Annotated in this window: 17 protein-coding genes and 2 pseudogenes; 15 read left to right on the top strand and 4 right to left on the bottom strand. The window is 76.0% G+C overall.

The features are described 5' to 3' along the window. The first annotated feature begins 120 nt into the window (after positions 1-120). The 15 genes and pseudogenes from dacB to lysS all read left to right on the top strand — a co-directional run bounded on the left by dacB (position 121) and on the right by lysS (position 16221). Positions 121-1497, top strand: coding sequence for a D-alanyl-D-alanine carboxypeptidase/D-alanyl-D-alanine-endopeptidase (gene dacB / locus ACF0H8_RS05120; RefSeq protein WP_395287907.1), 1377 nt, complete (start codon positions 121-123; stop codon positions 1495-1497). Between the two features lie 17 nt (positions 1498-1514). Next, positions 1515-2603 (top strand): zinc-dependent metalloprotease, encoded by a 1089-nt coding sequence (locus ACF0H8_RS05125; protein ID WP_395287908.1) that lies wholly within the window; start codon positions 1515-1517, stop codon positions 2601-2603. Continuing rightward, positions 2603-3706 carry a tRNA lysidine(34) synthetase TilS gene (tilS, locus tag ACF0H8_RS05130; protein WP_395287909.1) on the top strand — a complete coding sequence of 368 codons (1104 nt, stop codon included), beginning with the start codon at positions 2603-2605 and terminating at the stop codon, positions 3704-3706. Before ACF0H8_RS05125 ends, tilS begins: the two co-directional genes overlap by 1 nt. Before the next feature lie 35 nt (positions 3707-3741). After that, positions 3742-4296: a hypoxanthine phosphoribosyltransferase gene (hpt, locus tag ACF0H8_RS05135; RefSeq protein WP_395287910.1), complete on the top strand. Its 555-nt coding sequence runs from the start codon at positions 3742-3744 to the stop codon at positions 4294-4296. Positions 4297-4488: 192 nt separating this feature from the next. Next, complete coding sequence (gene ftsH, locus ACF0H8_RS05140) at positions 4489-6540, top strand: ATP-dependent zinc metalloprotease FtsH (protein WP_395287911.1); 2052 nt, start codon at positions 4489-4491, stop codon at positions 6538-6540. A gap of 145 nt (positions 6541-6685) precedes the next feature. After that, a complete protein-coding gene (gene folE / locus ACF0H8_RS05145) occupies positions 6686-7279 on the top strand; it encodes a GTP cyclohydrolase I FolE (RefSeq protein ID WP_395290812.1) in 594 nt (197 codons plus the stop codon). Positions 7280-7478: 199 nt separating this feature from the next. Next, positions 7479-8270: a dihydropteroate synthase gene (gene folP, locus ACF0H8_RS05150; RefSeq protein WP_395290813.1), complete on the top strand. Its 792-nt coding sequence runs from the start codon at positions 7479-7481 to the stop codon at positions 8268-8270. Next, positions 8267-9232 (top strand): 2-amino-4-hydroxy-6-hydroxymethyldihydropteridine diphosphokinase, encoded by a 966-nt coding sequence (gene folK, locus ACF0H8_RS05155; RefSeq protein ID WP_395287912.1) that lies wholly within the window; start codon positions 8267-8269, stop codon positions 9230-9232. Before folP ends, folK begins: the two co-directional genes overlap by 4 nt. Beyond that, positions 9232-9714: a DUF3180 domain-containing protein gene (locus ACF0H8_RS05160; RefSeq protein ID WP_395290814.1), complete on the top strand. Its 483-nt coding sequence runs from the start codon at positions 9232-9234 to the stop codon at positions 9712-9714. Before folK ends, ACF0H8_RS05160 begins: the two co-directional genes overlap by 1 nt. Positions 9715-9896: 182 nt before the next feature. Then, the gene (locus ACF0H8_RS05165; protein WP_395287913.1) at positions 9897-10412 is read left to right on the top strand and encodes a PH domain-containing protein; all 516 of its coding nucleotides are present in this window, start codon (positions 9897-9899) and stop codon (positions 10410-10412) included. Beyond that, a complete protein-coding gene (locus ACF0H8_RS05170; protein WP_395287914.1) occupies positions 10409-11902 on the top strand; it encodes a PH domain-containing protein in 1494 nt (497 codons plus the stop codon). The genes ACF0H8_RS05165 and ACF0H8_RS05170 overlap by 4 nt, the downstream gene beginning before the upstream one ends. 118 nt (positions 11903-12020) lie before the next feature. After that, a pseudogene (locus tag ACF0H8_RS05175) lies at positions 12021-12995 on the top strand (Rossmann-like and DUF2520 domain-containing protein); the annotation flags it as partial. 183 nt (positions 12996-13178) lie between these two features. Further along, positions 13179-13949 (top strand): annotated as a pseudogene (panC, locus tag ACF0H8_RS05180) (pantoate--beta-alanine ligase); the annotation flags it as partial. Next, the gene (gene panD, locus ACF0H8_RS05185) at positions 13946-14449 is read left to right on the top strand and encodes an aspartate 1-decarboxylase (protein ID WP_395287915.1); all 504 of its coding nucleotides are present in this window, start codon (positions 13946-13948) and stop codon (positions 14447-14449) included. The pseudogene panC and the gene panD, both read left to right, overlap by 4 nt. A 218-nt stretch (positions 14450-14667) precedes the next feature. Continuing rightward, the gene (lysS, locus tag ACF0H8_RS05190) at positions 14668-16221 is read left to right on the top strand and encodes a lysine--tRNA ligase (RefSeq protein WP_395287916.1); all 1554 of its coding nucleotides are present in this window, start codon (positions 14668-14670) and stop codon (positions 16219-16221) included. A gap of 66 nt (positions 16222-16287) precedes the next feature. On the opposite strand, the gene ACF0H8_RS05195 is transcribed toward lysS, so the two are convergent. The 4 genes from ACF0H8_RS05195 to ACF0H8_RS05210 all read right to left on the bottom strand — a co-directional run bounded on the left by ACF0H8_RS05195 (position 16288) and on the right by ACF0H8_RS05210 (position 18840). Then, complete coding sequence (locus ACF0H8_RS05195; RefSeq protein ID WP_395287917.1) at positions 16288-16620, bottom strand: hypothetical protein; 333 nt, start codon at positions 16618-16620, stop codon at positions 16288-16290. Between the two features lie 92 nt (positions 16621-16712). After that, positions 16713-17408, bottom strand: a complete 696-nt coding sequence (locus ACF0H8_RS05200; RefSeq protein WP_395287918.1) for a uridine kinase — start codon at positions 17406-17408, stop codon at positions 16713-16715. 137 nt (positions 17409-17545) lie between these two features. Further along, positions 17546-18391 (bottom strand): SMP-30/gluconolactonase/LRE family protein, encoded by an 846-nt coding sequence (locus ACF0H8_RS05205; RefSeq protein WP_395287919.1) that lies wholly within the window; start codon positions 18389-18391, stop codon positions 17546-17548. Between the two features lie 38 nt (positions 18392-18429). Beyond that, on the bottom strand, positions 18430-18840 hold the full coding sequence (locus ACF0H8_RS05210; RefSeq protein ID WP_395287920.1) for a cyclic nucleotide-binding/CBS domain-containing protein: 411 nt from the start codon (positions 18838-18840) through the stop codon (positions 18430-18432). Positions 18841-18904: the final 64 nt, after the last annotated feature.

Raw genomic sequence — 18904 nt, forward strand, 5'->3', positions numbered from 1 at the left:
CCGCCGTGCCGGGGCATTGGTACGGACCCGGCCTGGCCTGGCCGGGTGCTCCTGGGCACTAGTGTGTCCCACGAGCCGGGTCCTGTGCGCACAGGACCGAAACGAGTGGGACGGAGCAGCGTGGTCGGTCGGGCAGTCGGCGCCGCCGCGGCCGTGGTCCTCGTGCTCGGCGGGTACGCCGTCGCCGACGCCGCCGACGTCGTCCCGGGCGTGCTCACCACCCGGCCCACCCCCGCCGACCCCCTGCCGTTCCCGGACGTCGAGCTGCCCGCCGGTGCGGCGGCGCCGCCGGAGGCGCCCGGCCCGGACGCCGACGCCCCCGTGCCGACCGCCGCGGCCCTGGCGGCCCTCGCCGGCGACCTGCGCGCCGACGAGCGCATGGCGGGGAGCTTCGGCATGGTCGTGGCGGACGTCCTCACCGGCGAGGTGCTCCTGGACGACGGCGGCGACACGCCGCGCGTGCCGGCGTCGTCCACCAAGGTCCTCACCGCCGCCGCGGCGCTGGACGCCCTGGGCCCGGAGAGCACGCTCGAGACCACGGTGGTGCGCTCCGGGCGGGACGTCGTCCTCGTGGGCGGCGGCGACGTGCTCCTCGGCGCGGGCGACTCGGACCCGGACGCCGTGGTCGGCCGGGCCGGCCTGGCGGACCTCGCCGCGCAGACCGCCGCCTCGCTGCGCGAGGCGGGCGTCACCGCCGTGGGCGTGGCGCTCGACGACACCCTGTTCACCGGCGCCCCGTACGCCCCCGACGTCACCGGCGCCGACCGGAACTACGTCATGCCAGTCCAGCCGGTCGCCGTCGAGACGGGCGGCGCGATCGGGCCCGGCTACGTCGCCGATCCCGCGCTCGAGGCGGCCGAGACCTTCGCCGCGGCCCTGGGCGCCGAGGGCGTGGAGGTCACCGGTCCCGTGCGTCGCGCCGCGGCGCCCGCCGGGGCCCCGCCGCTGGCCGCCGTCAGCTCCGCGCCCGTCGCGGAGCTGGTCCGGCACATGCTCAAGGTCTCCGAGAACTCCGTCGCGGAGGTGCTCGCCCGCCTGGTCGCCATCGAGCGGGGCGCCGCGGCAGACTTCCCCGGCGCGGCCGCGGCCGTGCCGGCCCAGCTCGGCGACCTGGGCATCGACGTCTCGGGCGTGACCCTGGTCGACGGCTCGGGCCTGAGCGCGCGGAACCGCATCCCGCCGTCCGTGCTCGTCGACGTGCTGGTCGCCGGCGCGGGCGACGCCGAGACCCTGCGCGGCCTCGTGCCCGGGCTGCCCGTCGGCGCGCTCGACGGCACCCTCGCCGACCGCCTCGCGGGGGAGGCGGCGGGCCGGGTCCGGGCCAAGACCGGCACCCTGATCGAGGCGCTGAGCCTCAGCGGCACCGTGGTGACCACCGACGGGCGGCTGCTGGCCTTCGCCGTCCTGACCGACGCCGTCCCGGCCGGGGCGGGGCTCGGCACCCGGACGGCCCTGGACGCCTGGGCGCAGGCGGTCGCGGCGTGCGGGTGCTCCTGACCGGTTACGTTGGTGCCATGAGCAGCCCCGTCGACTGGCAGGTGGCCGTGCGCCGCGCCGGCACCCTCGCCCCGGCCGGGCCGCGTGGGTCGCGGGCCGAGCTGCGCGGCCTGATCCAGGTGCTCCGCGACGCGGCCCGCGAGGCCCCCGGGTACGTCGGCGAGATCACCGGCCTCGACGCCGCCGCGGCCGCCGTGGCCAGCGCCCCGGTGTACGTCGTCGACCGTGCCCGCTGGGCCCAGGCCAACGTGGAGATGTTCGCGCACCTCACCGACGGGCTGCTGCCCATCTCGAAGCTCCCCGGCTCCGCCCGGGTGGCGGGGGAGGAGATGGGCGTCATGCTCGCGCTCCTCTCCCCGAAGGTCCTCGGGCAGTTCGACCCGTTCACCCCCACCGCCGACGGTGCCTCCCGCGGAGCGGGGGAGCCCGCCCGCGGCCGGCTGGTGCTCGTCGCGCCCAACGTGCTCAAGGTCGAGCGCGAGCTGGACCTCGACGCCATGGACTTCCGGCTTTGGGTGTGCCTGCACGAGCAGACCCACGCCGTGCAGTTCGCCGCGGCGCCGTGGCTGGCCGACCACCTGGCGAGCCGCATGCGCGGGCTGCTCGAGGGCGTCGCCGGGACCGAGGAGGGCGCCGACCGGGCCGCCCGCGCCGTCGCGGCGGTGGCCGACACGCTGCGCTCGGTGCTCACCGGCGCCGGCGACGCGCCCGCCCACGACGTCGGCGGCCCGCTGGTGGAGGCCTTCCTCACCGACGACGAGCGCGCCCGGATGGGCGAGGTCGTCGCCGTCATGAGCCTGCTCGAGGGGCACGCGGACGTCGTCATGGACGCCGTCGGCCCCGCCCGGCTGCCCTCGGTGCGGCGCATCCGGGCCGCGTTCGAGAAGCGGCGGGACGGCACGTCGACGGCGGACGTGCTGCTGCGCCGGCTGCTGGGGATGGACGCCAAGGTCGCCCAGTACCGCAACGGCGCCCGGTTCGTCCGCGCCGTCGTCAACCGGGTGGGCCACCGCGGCCTCAACGCCGTGTGGGCCGCGCCCGGGAACCTTCCCCTCCCCGCGGAGATCGCCGACCCCGAGGTCTGGGTCCGCCGCGTCCACGGCTGATGTCCGGACCTCACCCCGCCGTCGCCGCCGCGCGCGCGGGGGTCCGCCGGGTGCTCGCCGACCTCCCGCCGGGCGCGCGGGTGCTCGTCGCCTGCTCGGGCGGTGCCGACTCCCTCGCGCTCGCCGCCGCGGCGGCGTTCGTCGCGCCGCGGGAGGGCTGGCTGGCCGGCGCCGTCGTCGTCGACCACCGGCTCCAGCCCGGCTCGGCGGACGTCGCGGCCCGGACCGCCGGGCAGTGCGCCGCGCTGGGCCTCGAGCCGGTCGAGGTCCGGGCGATCCAGGTGCCGGGCGGGACCCGCGGCACCGGGGCCGGCGGGCCGGAGGCGGCCGCGCGCGAGAGCCGGTACGCGGCGCTGGAGGCGGCGGCCGCGGCAGCCGGCGCCGCCGCGGTGCTGCTCGGCCACACCCTGGACGACCAGGCCGAGACGGTGCTGCTCGGGCTCGCCCGCGGCTCGGGCGCCCGGTCGCTGGCCGGCATGGCCCCCGTGCGGGGGCTGTGGCGCCGGCCGTTCCTGGGCCTGCGGCGCGCCCAGACCGAGGCGGTGTGCGCCGCGCTGGGCCTGGACTTCGTCGTCGACCCCGCCAACGCCGCCGACGGGCCGTGGGCGGCCGCCGACGGCTCGGCCCTGCGCCGAGCCGCGCTGCGCGAGCGGGTGCTGCCCGCCCTGGTCGATGCCCTCGGGCCGGGGGTCGTCCCCGCGCTGGCGCGCACCGCCGCCCAGCTCCGGCGCGACGGCGAGCTCCTCGACGCCCTCGCCGAGGACCTCCTGGCGCGGGCGCTGGCCGCGGCCGGGAGCGGGAACGGCGCGACGGACGGGGCGGCGGACGGCGCGGCGGGCCCCGCAGCGCCGGCCGCCCCGCCGGCGTCCCTCGAGCTCGACGTCGCCGCGCTCGCCGCGGCCCACCCGGCGCTGCGGACCCGCGCGCTGCGGGCCGCGGCGCTACGGGCCGGCGCCCCGCCCGGGGCGCTCGCGGCGGTGCACGTCGCGGCCCTCGACGCCCTCGTCGCGGACTACCACGGCCAGGGCCCGGTGCAGCTGCCCGGGGGCGTCGTCGCCCGTCGGCGGTGTGGCAGTCTTGCCCTTGGCCCGGCGGGCGGCTGACCGACCGCGGGCGAGACCTACGGTGAAGGAGCGCAGTGGACGCGTCGGACATGGGCAACGACCTCGAGAAGGTCCTCCTCAGCCAGGAGCAGATCCAGGCTCGGCTGAAGGAGATGGCCGAGCACATCGACGCCGACTACGCTGGCAAGGACCTGCTGCTCGTCGGCGTCCTGCGCGGCGCCGTCATGGTCATGGCCGACCTGTCCCGCCTGATCCACCTGCCGGTGCAGATGGACTGGATGGCGGTGTCGTCGTACGGCTCCGGCACCAAGTCCTCCGGCGTGGTGCGCATCCTCAAGGACCTGGACAGCGACCTGCACAGCCGCGACGTCCTCATCGTCGAGGACATCATCGACTCCGGTCTCACGCTGTCCTGGCTGCTGTCGAACCTGCGCTCGCGTGGGCCGGCCTCGGTGGAGATCGCGGCCCTGCTGCGCAAGCCCGAGGCGGCCAAGGTGGCGGTGGACGTGCGCTACGTCGGGTTCGACATCCCCACCGAGTTCGTCGTCGGGTACGGCCTCGACTACGCCGAGAAGTACCGGAACCTGCCGTTCGTGGGCACGCTCGCCCCGCACGTCTACGGCGGCTGAGCCCGCGCCCGGCCCGGCCGGTGCGGCAGTCCCTGTGGCGCAGATCGCGGAACACCGGCTCGGCGACAGCCGTTGACCACCGTGCAAGCCCTGCGCGAACAAGCCGGAGCCGCTCACCCGCCGGACGGCTTTGTCATATACCGTCGGGGAAACCGTGCGAGCAGGAGGGACCGGGCGAACAGCCCACACTCGATGAACGCTAAGAATATGGTGCGCGGCCCGCTCATCTGGATCGTGCTGATGATCGTGCTGGTCGTCATGGGCTACTCGCTCATGGGGCAGGGCGGCACCCAGCGCATCGACACCTCCCAGGGCATGGAGCTCCTCGCCGGCGACACCGTCGAGCAGGTGGAGATCACGGAGGGCACCCAGCGCGTCCGGATGACCCTCTCGGAGCCGTTCGAGGCTCCCGACGGGCAGGGCGGCACCGTCGACAAGGGCTCCAGCGTGGAGTTCTACTACGTGGAGCCCCAGGGCGACGCCGTCGTGGACGCCGTCGAGGCCGCCGACCCCGAGCAGGGCTACAACTCCGTGGTGCCCCAGCAGTCCTGGCTGACCTCGCTGCTGCTGTTCGTGCTCCCGATCCTGATCATCTTCATCGTCTTCTGGTGGCTGCTCTCGCGCACCCAGGGCGGCGCCGGCGGCATGATGAAGTTCGGCAAGTCCAAGGCCAAGCTGGTCAGCAAGGAGAACCCGCAGGTCACCTTCGCCGACGTCGCCGGCGAGGACGAGGCCGTCGAGGAGCTCCAGGAGATCAAGGAGTTCCTCGCCGAGCCCGGCAAGTTCCAGGCGGTGGGCGCGAAGATCCCCAAGGGTGTGCTGCTCTACGGCCCGCCCGGCACCGGCAAGACCCTGCTCGCCCGTGCCGTCGCCGGCGAGGCCGGGGTGCCGTTCTTCTCCATCTCCGGCTCCGAGTTCGTCGAGATGTTCGTCGGCGTCGGCGCCTCCCGTGTCCGTGACCTGTTCGAGCAGGCCAAGGCCAACGCCCCGGCCATCATCTTCGTCGACGAGATCGACGCCGTGGGGCGGCACCGGGGCGCCGGCCTGGGCGGCGGGCACGACGAGCGCGAGCAGACCCTCAACCAGCTTCTGGTCGAGATGGACGGCTTCGACGTCAAGACGAACGTCATCCTCATCGCCGCCACCAACCGGCCCGACGTGCTCGACCCCGCGCTGCTGCGCCCGGGCCGCTTCGACCGCCAGGTCGCGGTCGAGGCCCCGGACCTGCACGGCCGCGCGGCCATCCTGCAGGTGCACGCCAAGGGCAAGCCCATGGCGCCCGGCGTGGACCTGAACATGGTCGCCAAGCGCACCCCCGGGTTCACCGGCGCCGACCTGGCCAACGTGCTCAACGAGGCGGCGCTGCTCACCGCCCGCTCGGGCGCGCAGCTCATCGACGACCGCGCCCTCGACGAGGCCATCGACCGGGTCGTCGCCGGCCCGCAGAAGCGCACCCGGGTCATGAACGAGAAGGAGCAGAAGGTCACCGCCTACCACGAGGGCGGCCACGCCCTGGCCGCGGCGGCGCTGCGCTACACCGACCCGGTGACCAAGGTGACGATCCTGCCCCGCGGCCGGGCGCTGGGCTACACGATGGTCATGCCCACCGAGGACAAGTACTCCACCTCGCGCAACGAGCTGCTCGACCAGCTCGCCTACGCGATGGGCGGGCGGGTGGCCGAGGAGATCGTCTTCCACGACCCCACCACGGGCGCGTCCAACGACATCGAGAAGGCCACCGCGATCGCCCGCAAGATGGTCGTCGAGTACGGCATGAGCGACCGCGTGGGCGCCATCAAGCTGGGCACCACGCAGGGCGAGCCGTTCCTCGGCCGCGACATGGGCCACCAGCGGGACTACTCCGAGGGCGTCGCGCAGATCGTCGACGAGGAGGTGCGCCGGCTCATCGAGGCCGCGCACGACGAGGCGTGGGAGATCCTCACCCAGTACCGCCACGTGCTCGACGACCTGGTCCTCAGGCTCCTAGAGAAGGAGACCCTCAACGAGGCCGAGCTCGCCGGGATCTTCGCGCCGGTCCGCAAGCGCCCCGCCCGCCCCGTGTGGCTCTCCTCCCAGGAGCGCCAGGTCAGCGACATCCCGCCGGTCCTCACGGCCGCCGAGCGCGCCCGCCACGAGAACATGCTCCCGCAGGACCAGTCCGCCGCGGCGGGCGAGACGCCGCTGGACGGCGTCGGCCCCATCCCCGACGGCGGCCGGGTCGGCGGTCCGGCCGAGGGCATCTGAGGTGACCGCACCGCAGGGGGACGGCGCCGCCGTCCCCGCCGCGCGGGCCGGCGCCGGCCGGGTCACGGCCCCGGGGGGCCTGTCGCCCGAGGAGCCCGGCATCCCCGGCTCCCCGGACGACGCGGTGGCCACCGACGCCGGGCCGTTGCGCACGCCCGGGCGGGCGGTGCGCCCCTACGACGCCGACGGGGTGCGGCGCGCGATCCGCGACCTGCTCGTCGCGGTGGGGGAGGACCCGGACCGTGAGGGCCTGGTGGGCACCCCCGAGCGGATGGCCCGCGCCTTCGCGGAGATGTTCGCGGGGCTGGACGAGGACCCCGCCGACCACCTCGACGCCGTGTTCGACATCGGGCACGAGGAGATGGTCATCGTCCGGGACATCCCGCTGTACTCCATGTGCGAGCACCACCTGCTGCCCTTCCACGGCGTGGCGCACGTGGGCTACATCCCCGCCGCGAACGGCCGCGTCACCGGCCTGAGCAAGCTCGCCCGCCTCGTGGAGGGCTACGCCCGCAGGCCCCAGGTGCAGGAACGGCTGACCTCCCAGATCGCCGACGCCCTCGTGCAGCGCCTGGAGCCGCGGGGCGTGCTCGTCGTCATCGAGGCGGAGCACCTGTGCATGTCCATGCGCGGCGTGCGCAAGCCGGGATCGCGGACCATCACCTCCGCCGTCCGCGGGCAGATGCGCAACACCGCCACCCGCGCCGAGGCCATGAGCCTCCTGCGCGGCCACCCCTGAGCCCGTCCCGCCGCCGGCCGTGGGCCTCCCCGGGATCCGGCGCCGCGCGGCGCCGCGGCGCGCCCGAGGCTGCGCGTCCGGCAGACGCCCCGCCGCCCGCCGCGCGGGGACTAACCTGGGCCGGGTGAACGCTGCCAGGACGACGGACGTGCCCGCCCCGCTGCCCCGGGCGCTGCACGAGACCGGGCGCACGCTGGTCATGGGCATCGTCAACGTCACGCCCGACTCCTTCTCCGACGGCGGGCAGTGGTTCGACACCGAGGTCGCCATCGCCCACGGGCGGCACCTGGTGGCGCAGGGCGCGGACATCGTCGACGTCGGCGGGGAGTCGACCCGGCCCGGCGCGCAGGCCGTGACGCCGGCCGAGGAGCTCGCGCGGGTGCTGCCGGTGGTCGAGGCCCTCGCCCGCGAGGGGGTCGTCGTGAGCGTCGACACCGTCAACGCCTCCACCGCCGCGGCGGTCGTCGAGGCGGGCGCGGCCATCGTCAACGACGTCTCCGGCGGCCTGGCGGACCCCGCCATGGCGGCGACGGTGGCGCGCGCGGGCGTCGTCTACGTCATCCAGCACTGGCGCGGCACGCCGGAGACCATGAACTCCCTCGCCGTCTACGACGACGTCGTCGCCGAGGTGTGCGCCGAGCTGGAGGACCGCGTCTCCGCGGCCCACGCGGCCGGCGTGCGGGACGAGCAGATCGTGCTCGACCCCGGGCTGGGCTTCGCCAAGGACGCCGGGCACAACTGGGAGCTGCTCGCCCACCTCGGCGACCTCGCGGCGCTCGGGTACCCGCTGCTGGTGGGCGCCTCCCGCAAGCGGTTCCTCTCCGGGGTCGTGGCCCCCGCCGTGGCCGACGAGCCGCTCGCCCGCGACCACGCCACCACCGCCGTCACGGCCCTGGCGGCCCAGGCGGGCGCCTGGTGCGTGCGGGTGCACGAGGTGGCCGCCTCCGCCGACGCCGTGCGGGTCGCCGCCGCGTGGCGGTCCCGCCGATGACGGCACCGGTGACGGGCCCGGACGGGCACGAGCTCGACCAGATCCGGCTCTCCGGCCTGCGCGCCGTGGGCCACCACGGCGTCCACCCCCACGAGCGGGCGCAGGGGCAGCCCTTCGGCGCCGACGTCGTGCTGCACCTGGACACGCGCGCCGCCGCCCGGTCCGACGACCTCGCCGCGACCGTCAGCTACGCCGACGTCGCCCAGGACGTCGTCGCCGTCCTCGCAGGCGAGCCGGTGGACCTGCTGGAGACCCTCGCCGAGCGGATCGCCGGGGTGGTGCTCGCCCGCCCCGGCGTCGTCGCCGTGGACGTCACCGTGCACAAGCCGGAGGCGCCGCTCACGGTCCCGTTCGACGACGTCGAACTGCGCATCCGCCGGCGCGCCACCCCCGGCGTGCTCGGGCGGCGCCCCGCCCGCGAGCTGCCCTTCGTCCTGGCGCTGGGGGCCAACGTCGGCGACCGGCTCGCCACGCTGCGCCAGGCGGTCGCCGACCTCGCCGCCGTCGAGGGCCTGCGGGTGGACCGGGTCTCGCCGCTGGCGCTGACCGCCCCCGTGCTGGCGCCGGGTCAGGACGGGCAGCCGGACTACCTCAACGCCGTCGTCCTGGGCGCCACGACGCTGGCACCGCTGGAGCTCCTCGCCGCCGCCCGCCGGGTGGAGGACGCCCACGGGCGCGAGCGGCGGGAGCGGTGGGGCGCCCGGACCCTCGACGTCGACCTCATCACCGTGGGCGACGTCGTCGCCGCCGCACCCGAGCTGGTGCTGCCGCACCCGCGCGCGCACGAGCGCGCCTTCGTCCTGCTGCCCTGGGCGCGGCTCGCGCCCGGCGCCGTCCTGCCCGGTCCGCACGGCGGGCCGGTGGCCGAGCTGGCGGCCCGGGCCGCCGACCGCGCCGGCGTCCGGTGGGTCGCCGAGGACTGGCTGAGCGGCGAGGTCGCGGGGCTGGAGTCGGCGACGTGATGCGCCGGACCTCGTGGGCCTCGCTCGTCGCCCTGGCCCTCTTGGCCGGACTGGTGGCGTTCCTGGCGCTGTCCTGGATGGACGGGCAGGGCTTGCTGCCCGTGCCCGTGCCGCCGCTGAGCGCGCTGGGCCCGGCCCTGCTCGCCGCGGTGCTGCTGGCGCTGGGACGCAGCGTCCGCCGGCTGGTCCGGCAGGAACCGACGTCGATCACGCCGATCGGTGCCTCGCGCGTGGTGGTCCTGGCCAAGGCGTGCGCCCTCGTCGGCGCGGCGCTGGTCGGCTACTTCGCGGTCCAGCTCCTGCTGACGCTGGACAACCTCTCCGCGCCGCTGCCCCGCGAGCAGGCCTGGAGCGCCGGGCTCGCGCTGCTGGCCTGCGTGGCGCTGGTGGTGGTCGCGCTCGTCGTGGAGCGGTGGTGCGAGGTGCCGCCGTCCGACGACGACCCCGACCGGCCCGGCCGCGGGACCGCGACGGCCGCCTGAGCCGCGCCACCGCCGTCCGGGCCGCGCGACGGCTTCCCGGGCCGCGCGACGGCTTCCCGGGCGGCGCGACGGCCCGCGCCGGGTCGCGACGGCCCCGGCGGGGAGTGCCGGGACGGGGCGGGGATCTGCCAGGATGCCCTGAGCACCGGCGCGCGCCGGCGGCCGGCGAGAGGAGCGCACCGATGAGCACGAGCCCGGCAGGCACCCCCGTGCCCCCCGGCGGGCCGTTCGACCCCGAGGGCATCGTCTTCACGCCCGTGTCGGCCGGGCTGATCAGGGCGCGCCTCGTCGTCCTGGCGCTCACGCTGGCGGTGCCCGCGGTGGGTGCGGTGGTGCTCGGCGTCGTCGTGGGCTCTTGGGCGTGGGCGGCGCCGGCGGCCGTCGCCGTGCTCGCCGGCTGGCTGCTGTGGCTGGTGCCCCGCCAGGTGCGGGCGATGGGCTACGCCGAGGCCGAGGACGACCTGCTGATCCGCACGGGCATCCTGTTCCGTACGCTCACGGTGGTGCCGTACGGCCGGATGCAGTTCGTCGACGTCAAGGCGGGCCCGCTGGACCGGTGGTGCGGCGTGGCCGAGGTCCAGCTGCACACGGCCTCCGCGCAGACGGACGCCAGGATCGAGGGGCTGCCGCCGGCGGAGGCGGCCCGGCTGCGGGACCGGCTGACCACCCGCGGCGAGGCCCGGCTGGCGGGGCTGTGAGCGTCTCCCCGCCCGTCCTCCCGCCCGCCGAGGCCGTCGCCGGCCCCGGGTGGCGCCGGGTCCACAAGGTCACGCCTGTGCTGAACGCCTGGAAGGCCGTCGTGGCCGTCCTCGCCTTCCTGGCGTGGCAGGTCAGCGACCAGGTCACGAACGTGCCGGGTGACCTGTGGGAGACCGTGGCCGAGTACCGCGCCCGGGCCGTGCTCGCCGTCGTCGGCGCGGTGGTGCTCGTGGCCCTCGTCGCCGCCGTGTACTCCATGCTGGCGTGGCGGCGGATGCGCTTCGCCGTCGGCCGCGAGTCCGTGGACCTCCACACGGGCATCCTGTTCCGGCAGGAGCGGCACGCGCGGCTCAGCCGCGTGCAGGCGGTGGACGTCGTGCAGCCGCTGCTCGGCCGGCTGTTCGGGCTGGCCCAGGTCCGCGTGGAGACGGCGGGCGGCGGGGAGTCCAACGTCGTCATCGGCTACCTGCGCGAGCCCGAGGCGCAGGAGCTGCGCAACGAGATCATGGCCAGGGCGCGGTACGAGACCGTCCCCGAGGCCGCGGGGCCCGACGCGGGTCCGGCCGCGGCCCCCGAGGTGGAGATGGGCCAGGTCCCGGCCGGGCGGCTGGTCGTCTCGCTGCTGCTGTCGGGCTCGATGATCTCCTTCCTGCTGGTGCTGGCCGGGCTCGTCGCGGCCGCGGTCGTGACCCGGAGCATCGGGCCCTTCGCCGGCGCGCTCCCGGCCTTCATCGGGTGGGGCGGGTACCTCTGGGGCCGCTTCGCCGGCGAGTTCGGCTTCCGGCTGGCGATCTCGCCCGACGGCATCCGTCTGCGCCACGGGCTGCTCGAGACGCGCGCCCAGACGCTGCCGCCGGGGCGGGTCCAGGCGGTCTCGCTGACCCAGAGCCTGCTGTGGCGCCGCAACGGCTGGTGGCGCGTCCAGGTCAACGTTGCCGGGTACGGGGCCGAGACGCCGGGCCGGCAGGCCCCCGTGGAGACGGTCCTGCTGCCGGTGGGCGGCCGCGGCGAGGCGCTCACCGCCCTGTGGCTCGTGCTGCCCGACCTGGGCGCCGAGGACGCCGAGGCGCTGCTGGACGCCGCGCTGGAGGGCTCCGGCGGCGACGCCGGGTTCCTCCCCAGCCCGCGCCGGGCGCGGTGGCTCGACCCGGTCACCTGGCGCCGCAACGCGGTGCGGATCACGGGCACCGCCCTGCTCATGCGCACCGGCCGGCTCTCCCGCAGCCTGGTGGTGGTGCCGCACGGCCGCACGCAGTCCCTGGCGCTGAAGCAGGGGCCGCTGGAGCGCCGGCTCGGCCTGGCCGACCTGTTCGCCCACTCCGTGCCGGGACCGGTGACGCCGGTCCTCGCGCACCTCGACGCCGACCTCGCCGGCACCTTGCTGATGCGGCAGGCGGAGCGCGCCCGCAGCGCCCGCTCCCTGGAGGCGCCCGAGGACTGGCGCCGCCGCGTGGGCGTCCCCGGTGGCGGGCCGGCGACCACCGCCTGACGCGGCCACGCCGCCGCGCCGTCCGGCGGCGGTCTGACGCGGCCGCCGTCCGAGCGGTCGTGCGCCCCCGGCGGCCGGCGACGGCGCGCCCACGGGCCGGCGCCGGCCCGGCCCACAGATGATCCGCGACCGCCGCCCCTGTAATGATGGGGGCGTGAGCACCGCACCGACCGACCCGCCCGCCCCCTCCCGTCCCGGCAGGCTGGGCGTGGGGGTCGTCGGGGCGGGGCGCGTGGGCGCCGTCCTCGCGGCGGCCCTGCGCGGCGTGGGGCACTCCGTCGTCGGCGCCACGGCGGTCTCGGAGGAGAGCCGTGACCGGGTCGAGGCACTGCTGCCCGGCGTGCCGGTGCTGGAGCCCGACGCCGTGGTCGAGCGGGCGGAGCTGGTCCTGCTCACCGTGCCCGACGACGTGCTGCCGGGCCTCGTGAGCGGGCTCGCCGACCTCGGCCGCTGGCAGCCGGGGCAGCTCGTGGTCCACACCTCCGGGCGGCACGGCACCGAGGTCCTGGCCCCCGCCCGCGCCGCGGGCGCCATCCCGCTGGCCATCCACCCGGCGATGACCTTCACCGGCACGAGCCTGGACATCTCCCGGCTGACCGGTTGCCCGTTCGCGGTCACCGCCGCCGCCCCGGTGCTGCCCATCGCGCAGGCGCTCGTGGTGGAGATCGGCGGCGAGCCGTTCGTGCTGCCCGAGGAGCAGCGGCCGCTGTACCACGCCGCGCTCGCCCATGGCGGCAACCACCTTGTCACGCTCGTCGCGCAGGCCGAGCGCGCGCTCGCGGTGGCCGGCATCGAGGACCCCGGCGCCCTGCTCGCGCCACTGCTGACCGCCGCGCTCGACGGCGCGCTGCGGGGCGGCGAGCTGGGCCTGACCGGCCCGGTCGTGCGCGGGGACGTCGGCACCGTCCGGGCGCACGTCGCCGCACTGAGCGCGCTGGCCAGCGCCGGCCTGGACGACGTGCTGGAGAGCTACCGCGACCTCGGCCGCGCCACCACGCGCCGCGCCCTGGCGAACGGCCGCATCCGCGAGGCCGCCGCGGCCGAGCTCCTCGACGCCCTCGCGGCGCCGGCCGGCGCGCCCGGCCAGGGCGCCGCGGCCGGGCGGGGGCCGGAGCCGACGGGCGGCACCCCGGAGGCGGCGCACCGCACGGGCGGGCACGCTCCCGCGCACGGCGGCGCGCCCGGTCGCGGCCCGCTCGAGCCGGTCGTCGCCCGCACCCGGGCCGAGCTCGCCTCCGCGCTGCGGTCCCAGACCGGCACCCGGGCCCTGGTGATGACGATGGGCGCGCTGCACGACGGGCACCTGACCCTGGTGCGCGAGGCGCAGGACCGCGCGGACCACGTCGTGGTGTCCGTCTACGTCAACCCCTTGCAGTTCGGCCCCGGCGAGGACTTCGAGGCCTACCCGCGGGACCTGGAGGCGGACGTCGCGCTGCTCGCCCGCGAGGGCGTCGACGTCGTGTTCGCCCCGGACGACGCCGAGGCCTACCCGGCGGAGCCGCTCGTCCGCGTCGACCCCGGCCCGGTCGCCACGGTGCTGGAGGGCCGCACCCGGCCCACCCACTTCGCCGGGGTGCTGCAGATCGTGTGCAAGGTGCTGAACCTGGTGCGCCCGGACGTCGCGGTCTTCGGCCAGAAGGACGCCCAGCAGCTCGCCCTCGTGCGGACCATGGTCCGGGACCTGGACATGGGCGTGGAGATCGTGGGCGTGCCCATCCGCCGCGAGCCCGACGGCCTGGCCATGTCGAGCCGCAACGCCTACCTCTCGCCCACCGAGCGCACCCGGGCGCTCGCGCTCTCCCGGGCGCTCGAGGCGGGGCGACGGGCGGCGGAGGAGGGCGCCGCGGCCGCCGTCGCCGCGGCACGTGACGTACTCGACACCGCCGAGGGCGTCGCGCTCGACTATCTTGCTCTGGTCGACCCGGACACGTTCGTCGCGCTCCCCGGCGACGCCACCGGGCCCGGCCTGCTGGCCGTCGCCGCACGCGTGGGCGCGACCCGGCTCATCGACAACACGACCGTCCAGCTGGGAGCGAGGCACCCATGAGCACCACGCCGAGTTCCTTGGTGCGCCCGATGATGATCGGCAAGATCCACCGGGCGACGATCACCGAGGCCGACCTGCACTACGTCGGGTCCATCACCGTCGACGCCGACCTGCTCGACGCCGCCGACCTCCTGCCCGGGCAGCAGGTCGACGTCGTCGACGTCACCAACGGCGCGCGGCTGACCACGTACGTCATCCCGGGCGAGCGCGGCAGCGGCACCCTGTGCATCAACGGCGCCGCCGCGCACCTGGTGCACGCCGGCGACCTCGTCATCATCATCGCCTACGGCCAGCTGAGCGACGCCGACGCCCGGACGTACACGCCGCGCGTGGTGTTCGTGGACGAGCACAACCGCATCGTCGACGTCGGCGACGAGCCCGGGCAGGTCCCCGACCACGACGCCGCGGAGGCCAACCACGTCAGGCCGTCGGGCATCCCGGTGGCCGACTACCGCCGCACGCAACCGCCCGCGCCGGGCACCCCCGAGTTCGCGATCTGAGCCCGGGCGGCCCGGCGCGCCGCTGTGACGTCGAACCACGTCGGCCCGGGAGACCCCGGCACCCGTGGCGGGCGGCCCAGGGTCGACGGGCGTCCGGCGCCGACCTAGAACACCGGCGCCACAGATGGCACGGTCGCACGACGGGCACGCGTCTTGTGACGTCGAACCTCACGCGGGGCCGCGAGGGCCGCCGCGCGCGTGGCGGCTACCCTTGTCCGGTGACCGAGCAGACCACCGAGCAGCCAGGCCGCCCCTTGACCGGAGCGCAGGAGGAGGCCGACCACCTCCCCGAGCAGGTGCGGGTGCGCGCGGAGAAGCGCCAGCGGCTGCTCGACTCGGGCGTCGACCCCTATCCGGTCACCCTGCCGATCACCACCACCATCGCCGAGGTGCGCGCCGCCTTCGACCGGCTCGAGGCCGGCGAGGAGACCAGCGACGAGGTCGGCGTGGCCGGGCGGGTGATGTACCTGCGCAACACCGGCAAGCTCTGCTTCGTCACCCTCCAGGACGGCGAGGGCAACCGCCTGCAGGCGATGCTGTCGCGCGCGGCGGTCGGCGAGGAGCCCCTTTCGGCGTTCAAGACCGACGTCGACCTCGGCGACCACCTCTTCGTCCACGGGCACGTGGGCAAGTCGCGTCGCGGCGAGCTCAGCGTCTTCGCGGACTCGTGGCAGCTCGCCGCCAAGGCATTGCGGCCGCTGCCCAAGACGTACGAGAACGAGGCCGGCGAGCAGGTGGCCCTCTCCGAGGAGGGCCGGGTCCGCCGTCGTCACCTCGACCTCATCATGCGGCCGGCGGCGCGCCAGATGCTGCGCACCCGCTCGGCGGTGGTGAGGTCGCTGCGCCGGTCCCTGGACGGCCGCGGGTTCCTCGAGATCGAGACGCCGATGCTGCAGATCCAGCCCGGCGGCGCGGCGGCGCGGCCGTTCGTGACGCACATGAACGCCTACGACGTCGACCTGTACATGCGCATCGCGCCCGAGCTCTACCTCAAGCGCGCGGTGGTCGGCGGCGTGGAGAAGGTCTTCGAGATCAACCGGAACTTCCGCAACGAGGGCGCGGACTCCACGCACTCCCCGGAGTTCTCCATGCTGGAGGCCTACGAGGCCTACGGCTCCTACGACACCATGGCGGAGCTGACCCGCGACATCATCCAGCGCGCGGCCGTCGACGCCTTCGGCGCCACCACGGTCACCCTCGACGACGGATCGCAGTACGACCTCGGCGGCGAGTGGGCGCAGATCAGCCTGTTCGACTCCCTGTCCGAGGCGCTCGGGGAGGAGATCAGCCCCGAGACCCCGGAGGAGCGGCTCCGCGTGCACGCCGAGCGGCTCGAGGTCGAGCTCGCGCCGCACTACACCCACGGCAAGATCGTCGAGGAGGTCTGGGAGCACCTGGTCGCCCACAGGCTCCACGCCCCCACGTTCGTGCGCGACTTCCCGGTGGACACCTCCCCGCTCACCCGCGCGCACCGCTCCAGGTCCGGCGTGGTGGAGAAGTGGGACCTGTACGTCCGCGGCTTCGAGCTGGCGACGGCGTACTCCGAGCTCGTCGACCCCGTCGTCCAGCGCGAGCGCTTCGAGGCGCAGGCCCTGGCCGCGGCGGCCGGCGACCCCGAGGCCATGGTCCTCGACGAGGAGTTCCTCGAGGCCATGGAGCAGGGCATGCCGCCCGCCGGCGGCATGGGCATGGGCATCGACCGCCTCCTGATGGCCCTGACCGGCCACGGCATCCGCGAGACGATCACCTTCCCGCTGGTCAAGCGCCGCTGACCGGGCGCCCGCCGCTGCGCCCGGCGACGCCTCGGGCAGTGCCGCGGGCCTCCCCGGCCTGACGGCTCAGGCCGTCCCGGCCTCGGCTGCGGCCCGACGCCGCCGCCGGCGCCACAGCGGCCAGGCGACGGCAGCCAGCAGCGCGACCAGGACGAGCCAGGGCAGCAGCACGCCGAGGCCGACCAGCAGCCCGCCGGCGAGCGTGGTGACGACGTCGCGGCCGTCCTCGGCGCCGCCGCCGGCGTCGTCGGCGGCCTCCGCACCGACCGCCCCGCCGTCGGCGACCTGGCCACCGCCGGCCCCGCTCTCCGCGGTACCGGACGCGCCGGGCGGGTCGGTGCAGGCGGCCAGCACCAGCACGGCGACGAGCAGGGTGAGGACCGCGCGCAGGGCTCTCATGGCCGCAACCTAGGGGCTGCCGGCCGTCCCTGGGACGGTCGTTGCCAAGTCGTGACCCTCAGGAGAGAGCGCCACTGCACCGGGCGCCGGCGTCAACGGCCCGCGAGCAGCCGCACGATCTGCCGCTCCGCCTCCTCGACCCGGACCGGCCGGGCGCCCTTGGCCGTGAGGTCGGCGATCATCCCCGGCTCGTTGCGGTAGTGCGCGAGCCCCCGGCGCACCAGGGTCAGCGGCGGCTTGCGCGCCTCGCCGAGGTCCCGCATCAGCCGGAACCAGAAGGTCTGGGCCCGCGGGCGCCAGATGCACAGCGCGTCGGCGAGGATGTCCTCCTCCCGGCACGCCTCGACGATCTCGGCGGCGAAGATGCCCTCGGCGATGAAGAGGGGGAAGCCGTCCAGCGTCAGCTGCGTCGTGCCGGTGCGCCGGTTCGTCGGGATGTCGTACACCGGGAGCTCCGCGTGGCCCGTGCTCGCCAGCTCCACCAGGGTGGCGACCGCCGCGGCGCGGTCCCAGCTCGCGGGGCTGTCCCAGTCCACGATCCCGTAGCGGTGCGGCAGGTCCGGGTGGTCGCCGTCGAGGTAGAAGTCGTCCAGCGACACCACGGGCAGCCCCAGGCGGCGGGTCAGGGAGGTCTTGCCCGACCCGGAGGGCCCGGTGAGGAGGACGACGCGGGCCGTGGGCCGGCGCGATCCGGGCGGGAGCTCGAACAGGCCCTCCTGGGCGCCGAGCTCGAACAGGTCCTGGCCGGCGTCGTCCGCCCGGCCCGCGCCGCCAAGAACCTGCGTCATGCTCGGGTCCTCCCTCAGGTCGTCCTGGAGCGCCGGTGCGGCGGCTGCGTGCGGCACGGCCCGCCCGGGCCCAGACAAGGATAGGCCGGGCGGTGGGCGGGTCCGCGCCGCGCCCCGGCGCGTTCCTTCCGCGGTGCTCAGCCGCCGTAGGGGAGCACGGGCTTGCCGGGCACGTCGACGCGCAGCCGGAAGACGGCCCCCGCCTCCGGCTCCGGGTCCTCGAGCTTCTCCCGCGAGGTGGTGACGTACAGGTCACGCCCGTCCGCCCCGCCGAGCGTGCACGCGGTGGTCAGCCGCACCGGCAGGTCCACCTCGGTGAGGATCTCGGCGCCCGCGGAGTAGCAGCGCACCTTGCCGACGCGGTTGAGCGCCACCCACACGTTGCCCGCGGAGTCGACGCACAGCCCGTCCGGGCGGCCGCCGTCGCCGGAGTGGAAGGGGCGCCGGTTCGTGAGCTCCCCGTCGACGACGTCGAAGACGTCGGTGCCGCCCGTCTGGGTGTCGTTGTAGTAGGCCCGCGAGCCGTCGGGGGCGAAGTCGATGCCGTTGGAGGTCGTCACGGCCGGCAGGACGACGCTCACCTGGCCCGCCGGGGTGATGCGGTACAGCTTGGCCGCGCCGGGCGTCTTCTCGTACGGCATGGACCCCGCGTACAGGTTGCCGGCCGGGTCGCACCCGCCCTCGTTCATCCGCACGCCGGTGTCGGCCCACATCTCGGGCAGGGCGCGGGGCGCGTCGTCGGGGCCGTCCGCCAGGCCCAGGCCCCGCTCCAGGCCGACGACGTAGCCGCCCGCGGCGCGCGGCCGCACGAAGGCGGCCACCGTGCCCACGTGCAGCCGGTCGACCGAGCCGTCGGCGCGCAGCGTCAGCAGGTCTCCGGCGAGCATGTCGACCCAGCGCAGCCCGCCCCAGGTCTCGGACCACACCGGGCCCTCGCCGTGGTAGCACAGGGGGTCCGTGATCTGCTCGGGAGTCATAGTCATGGGGTCAGTCTCGCCGACATGGCGCCGCGACGCCGACCTCAGCGCTCCAGCTCGCCGAGCAGCACCTCCATCAAGTCCCGCAGCGAGACCATGCCCACCGGCTCGCCGCCCTCCACGACCGGGACGTGGCGCACGCGTGCGGCCATCATCCGCCGTGCGACCGCGAGGACCGTCTCGTCCGGGGCGGCCGAGACGAAGTCGGGGGTGAGCACGTCCTCGGCGAGGAGGTGGTCCGGGTTCGCGCCGTCGGCCAGGTGCGCGACGAGGTCCCGCTCGCTGACGATGCCCGCGATGCCGTCCTCGACCAGCACGGTGACCGCGCCGATCTCGTTCGCGGCCAGCGTCTCGGCCACCTCACGCAGCGTCGCGTCGGCGTCCACGGAGGCCACGGGCGAGCTCATCAGGCTGGAGACGGGATCGGTCATCCGCCCGCCCGGTGTGGGAACCATGAGCGGCCGGCTCCTTCCTGAGGGCCGGGTCGGGTGGTCGGCGAGCCGGCCGGCGACCCGGGCG

The organism is Georgenia sp. AZ-5, assembly GCF_043952095.1.
Classification (GTDB): Bacteria; Actinomycetota; Actinomycetes; order Actinomycetales; family Actinomycetaceae; genus Georgenia.

Bases quoted from the DNA above. Each gene is read 5' to 3' on its own strand.
- ACF0H8_RS05165 (WP_395287913.1), top strand. From the start codon at position 9,897: ATGAGCACGAGCCCGGCAGGCACCCCCGTGCCCCCCGGCGGGCCGTTC.
- ftsH (WP_395287911.1), top strand. From the start codon at position 4,489: ATGAACGCTAAGAATATGGTGCGCGGCCCGCTCATCTGGATCGTGCTG.
- folK (WP_395287912.1), top strand. From the start codon at position 8,267: ATGACGGCACCGGTGACGGGCCCGGACGGGCACGAGCTCGACCAGATC.
- tilS (WP_395287909.1), top strand. From the start codon at position 2,603: ATGTCCGGACCTCACCCCGCCGTCGCCGCCGCGCGCGCGGGGGTCCGC.
- ACF0H8_RS05200 (WP_395287918.1), bottom strand. From the start codon at position 17,408: ATGACGCAGGTTCTTGGCGGCGCGGGCCGGGCGGACGACGCCGGCCAG.
- folP (WP_395290813.1), top strand. From the start codon at position 7,479: ATGGGCATCGTCAACGTCACGCCCGACTCCTTCTCCGACGGCGGGCAG.
- ACF0H8_RS05160 (WP_395290814.1), top strand. From the start codon at position 9,232: ATGCGCCGGACCTCGTGGGCCTCGCTCGTCGCCCTGGCCCTCTTGGCC.
- ACF0H8_RS05125 (WP_395287908.1), top strand. From the start codon at position 1,515: ATGAGCAGCCCCGTCGACTGGCAGGTGGCCGTGCGCCGCGCCGGCACC.
- ACF0H8_RS05195 (WP_395287917.1), bottom strand. From the start codon at position 16,620: ATGAGAGCCCTGCGCGCGGTCCTCACCCTGCTCGTCGCCGTGCTGGTG.
- ACF0H8_RS05210 (WP_395287920.1), bottom strand. From the start codon at position 18,840: ATGGTTCCCACACCGGGCGGGCGGATGACCGATCCCGTCTCCAGCCTG.
- panD (WP_395287915.1), top strand. From the start codon at position 13,946: ATGAGCACCACGCCGAGTTCCTTGGTGCGCCCGATGATGATCGGCAAG.
- ACF0H8_RS05205 (WP_395287919.1), bottom strand. From the start codon at position 18,391: ATGACTATGACTCCCGAGCAGATCACGGACCCCCTGTGCTACCACGGC.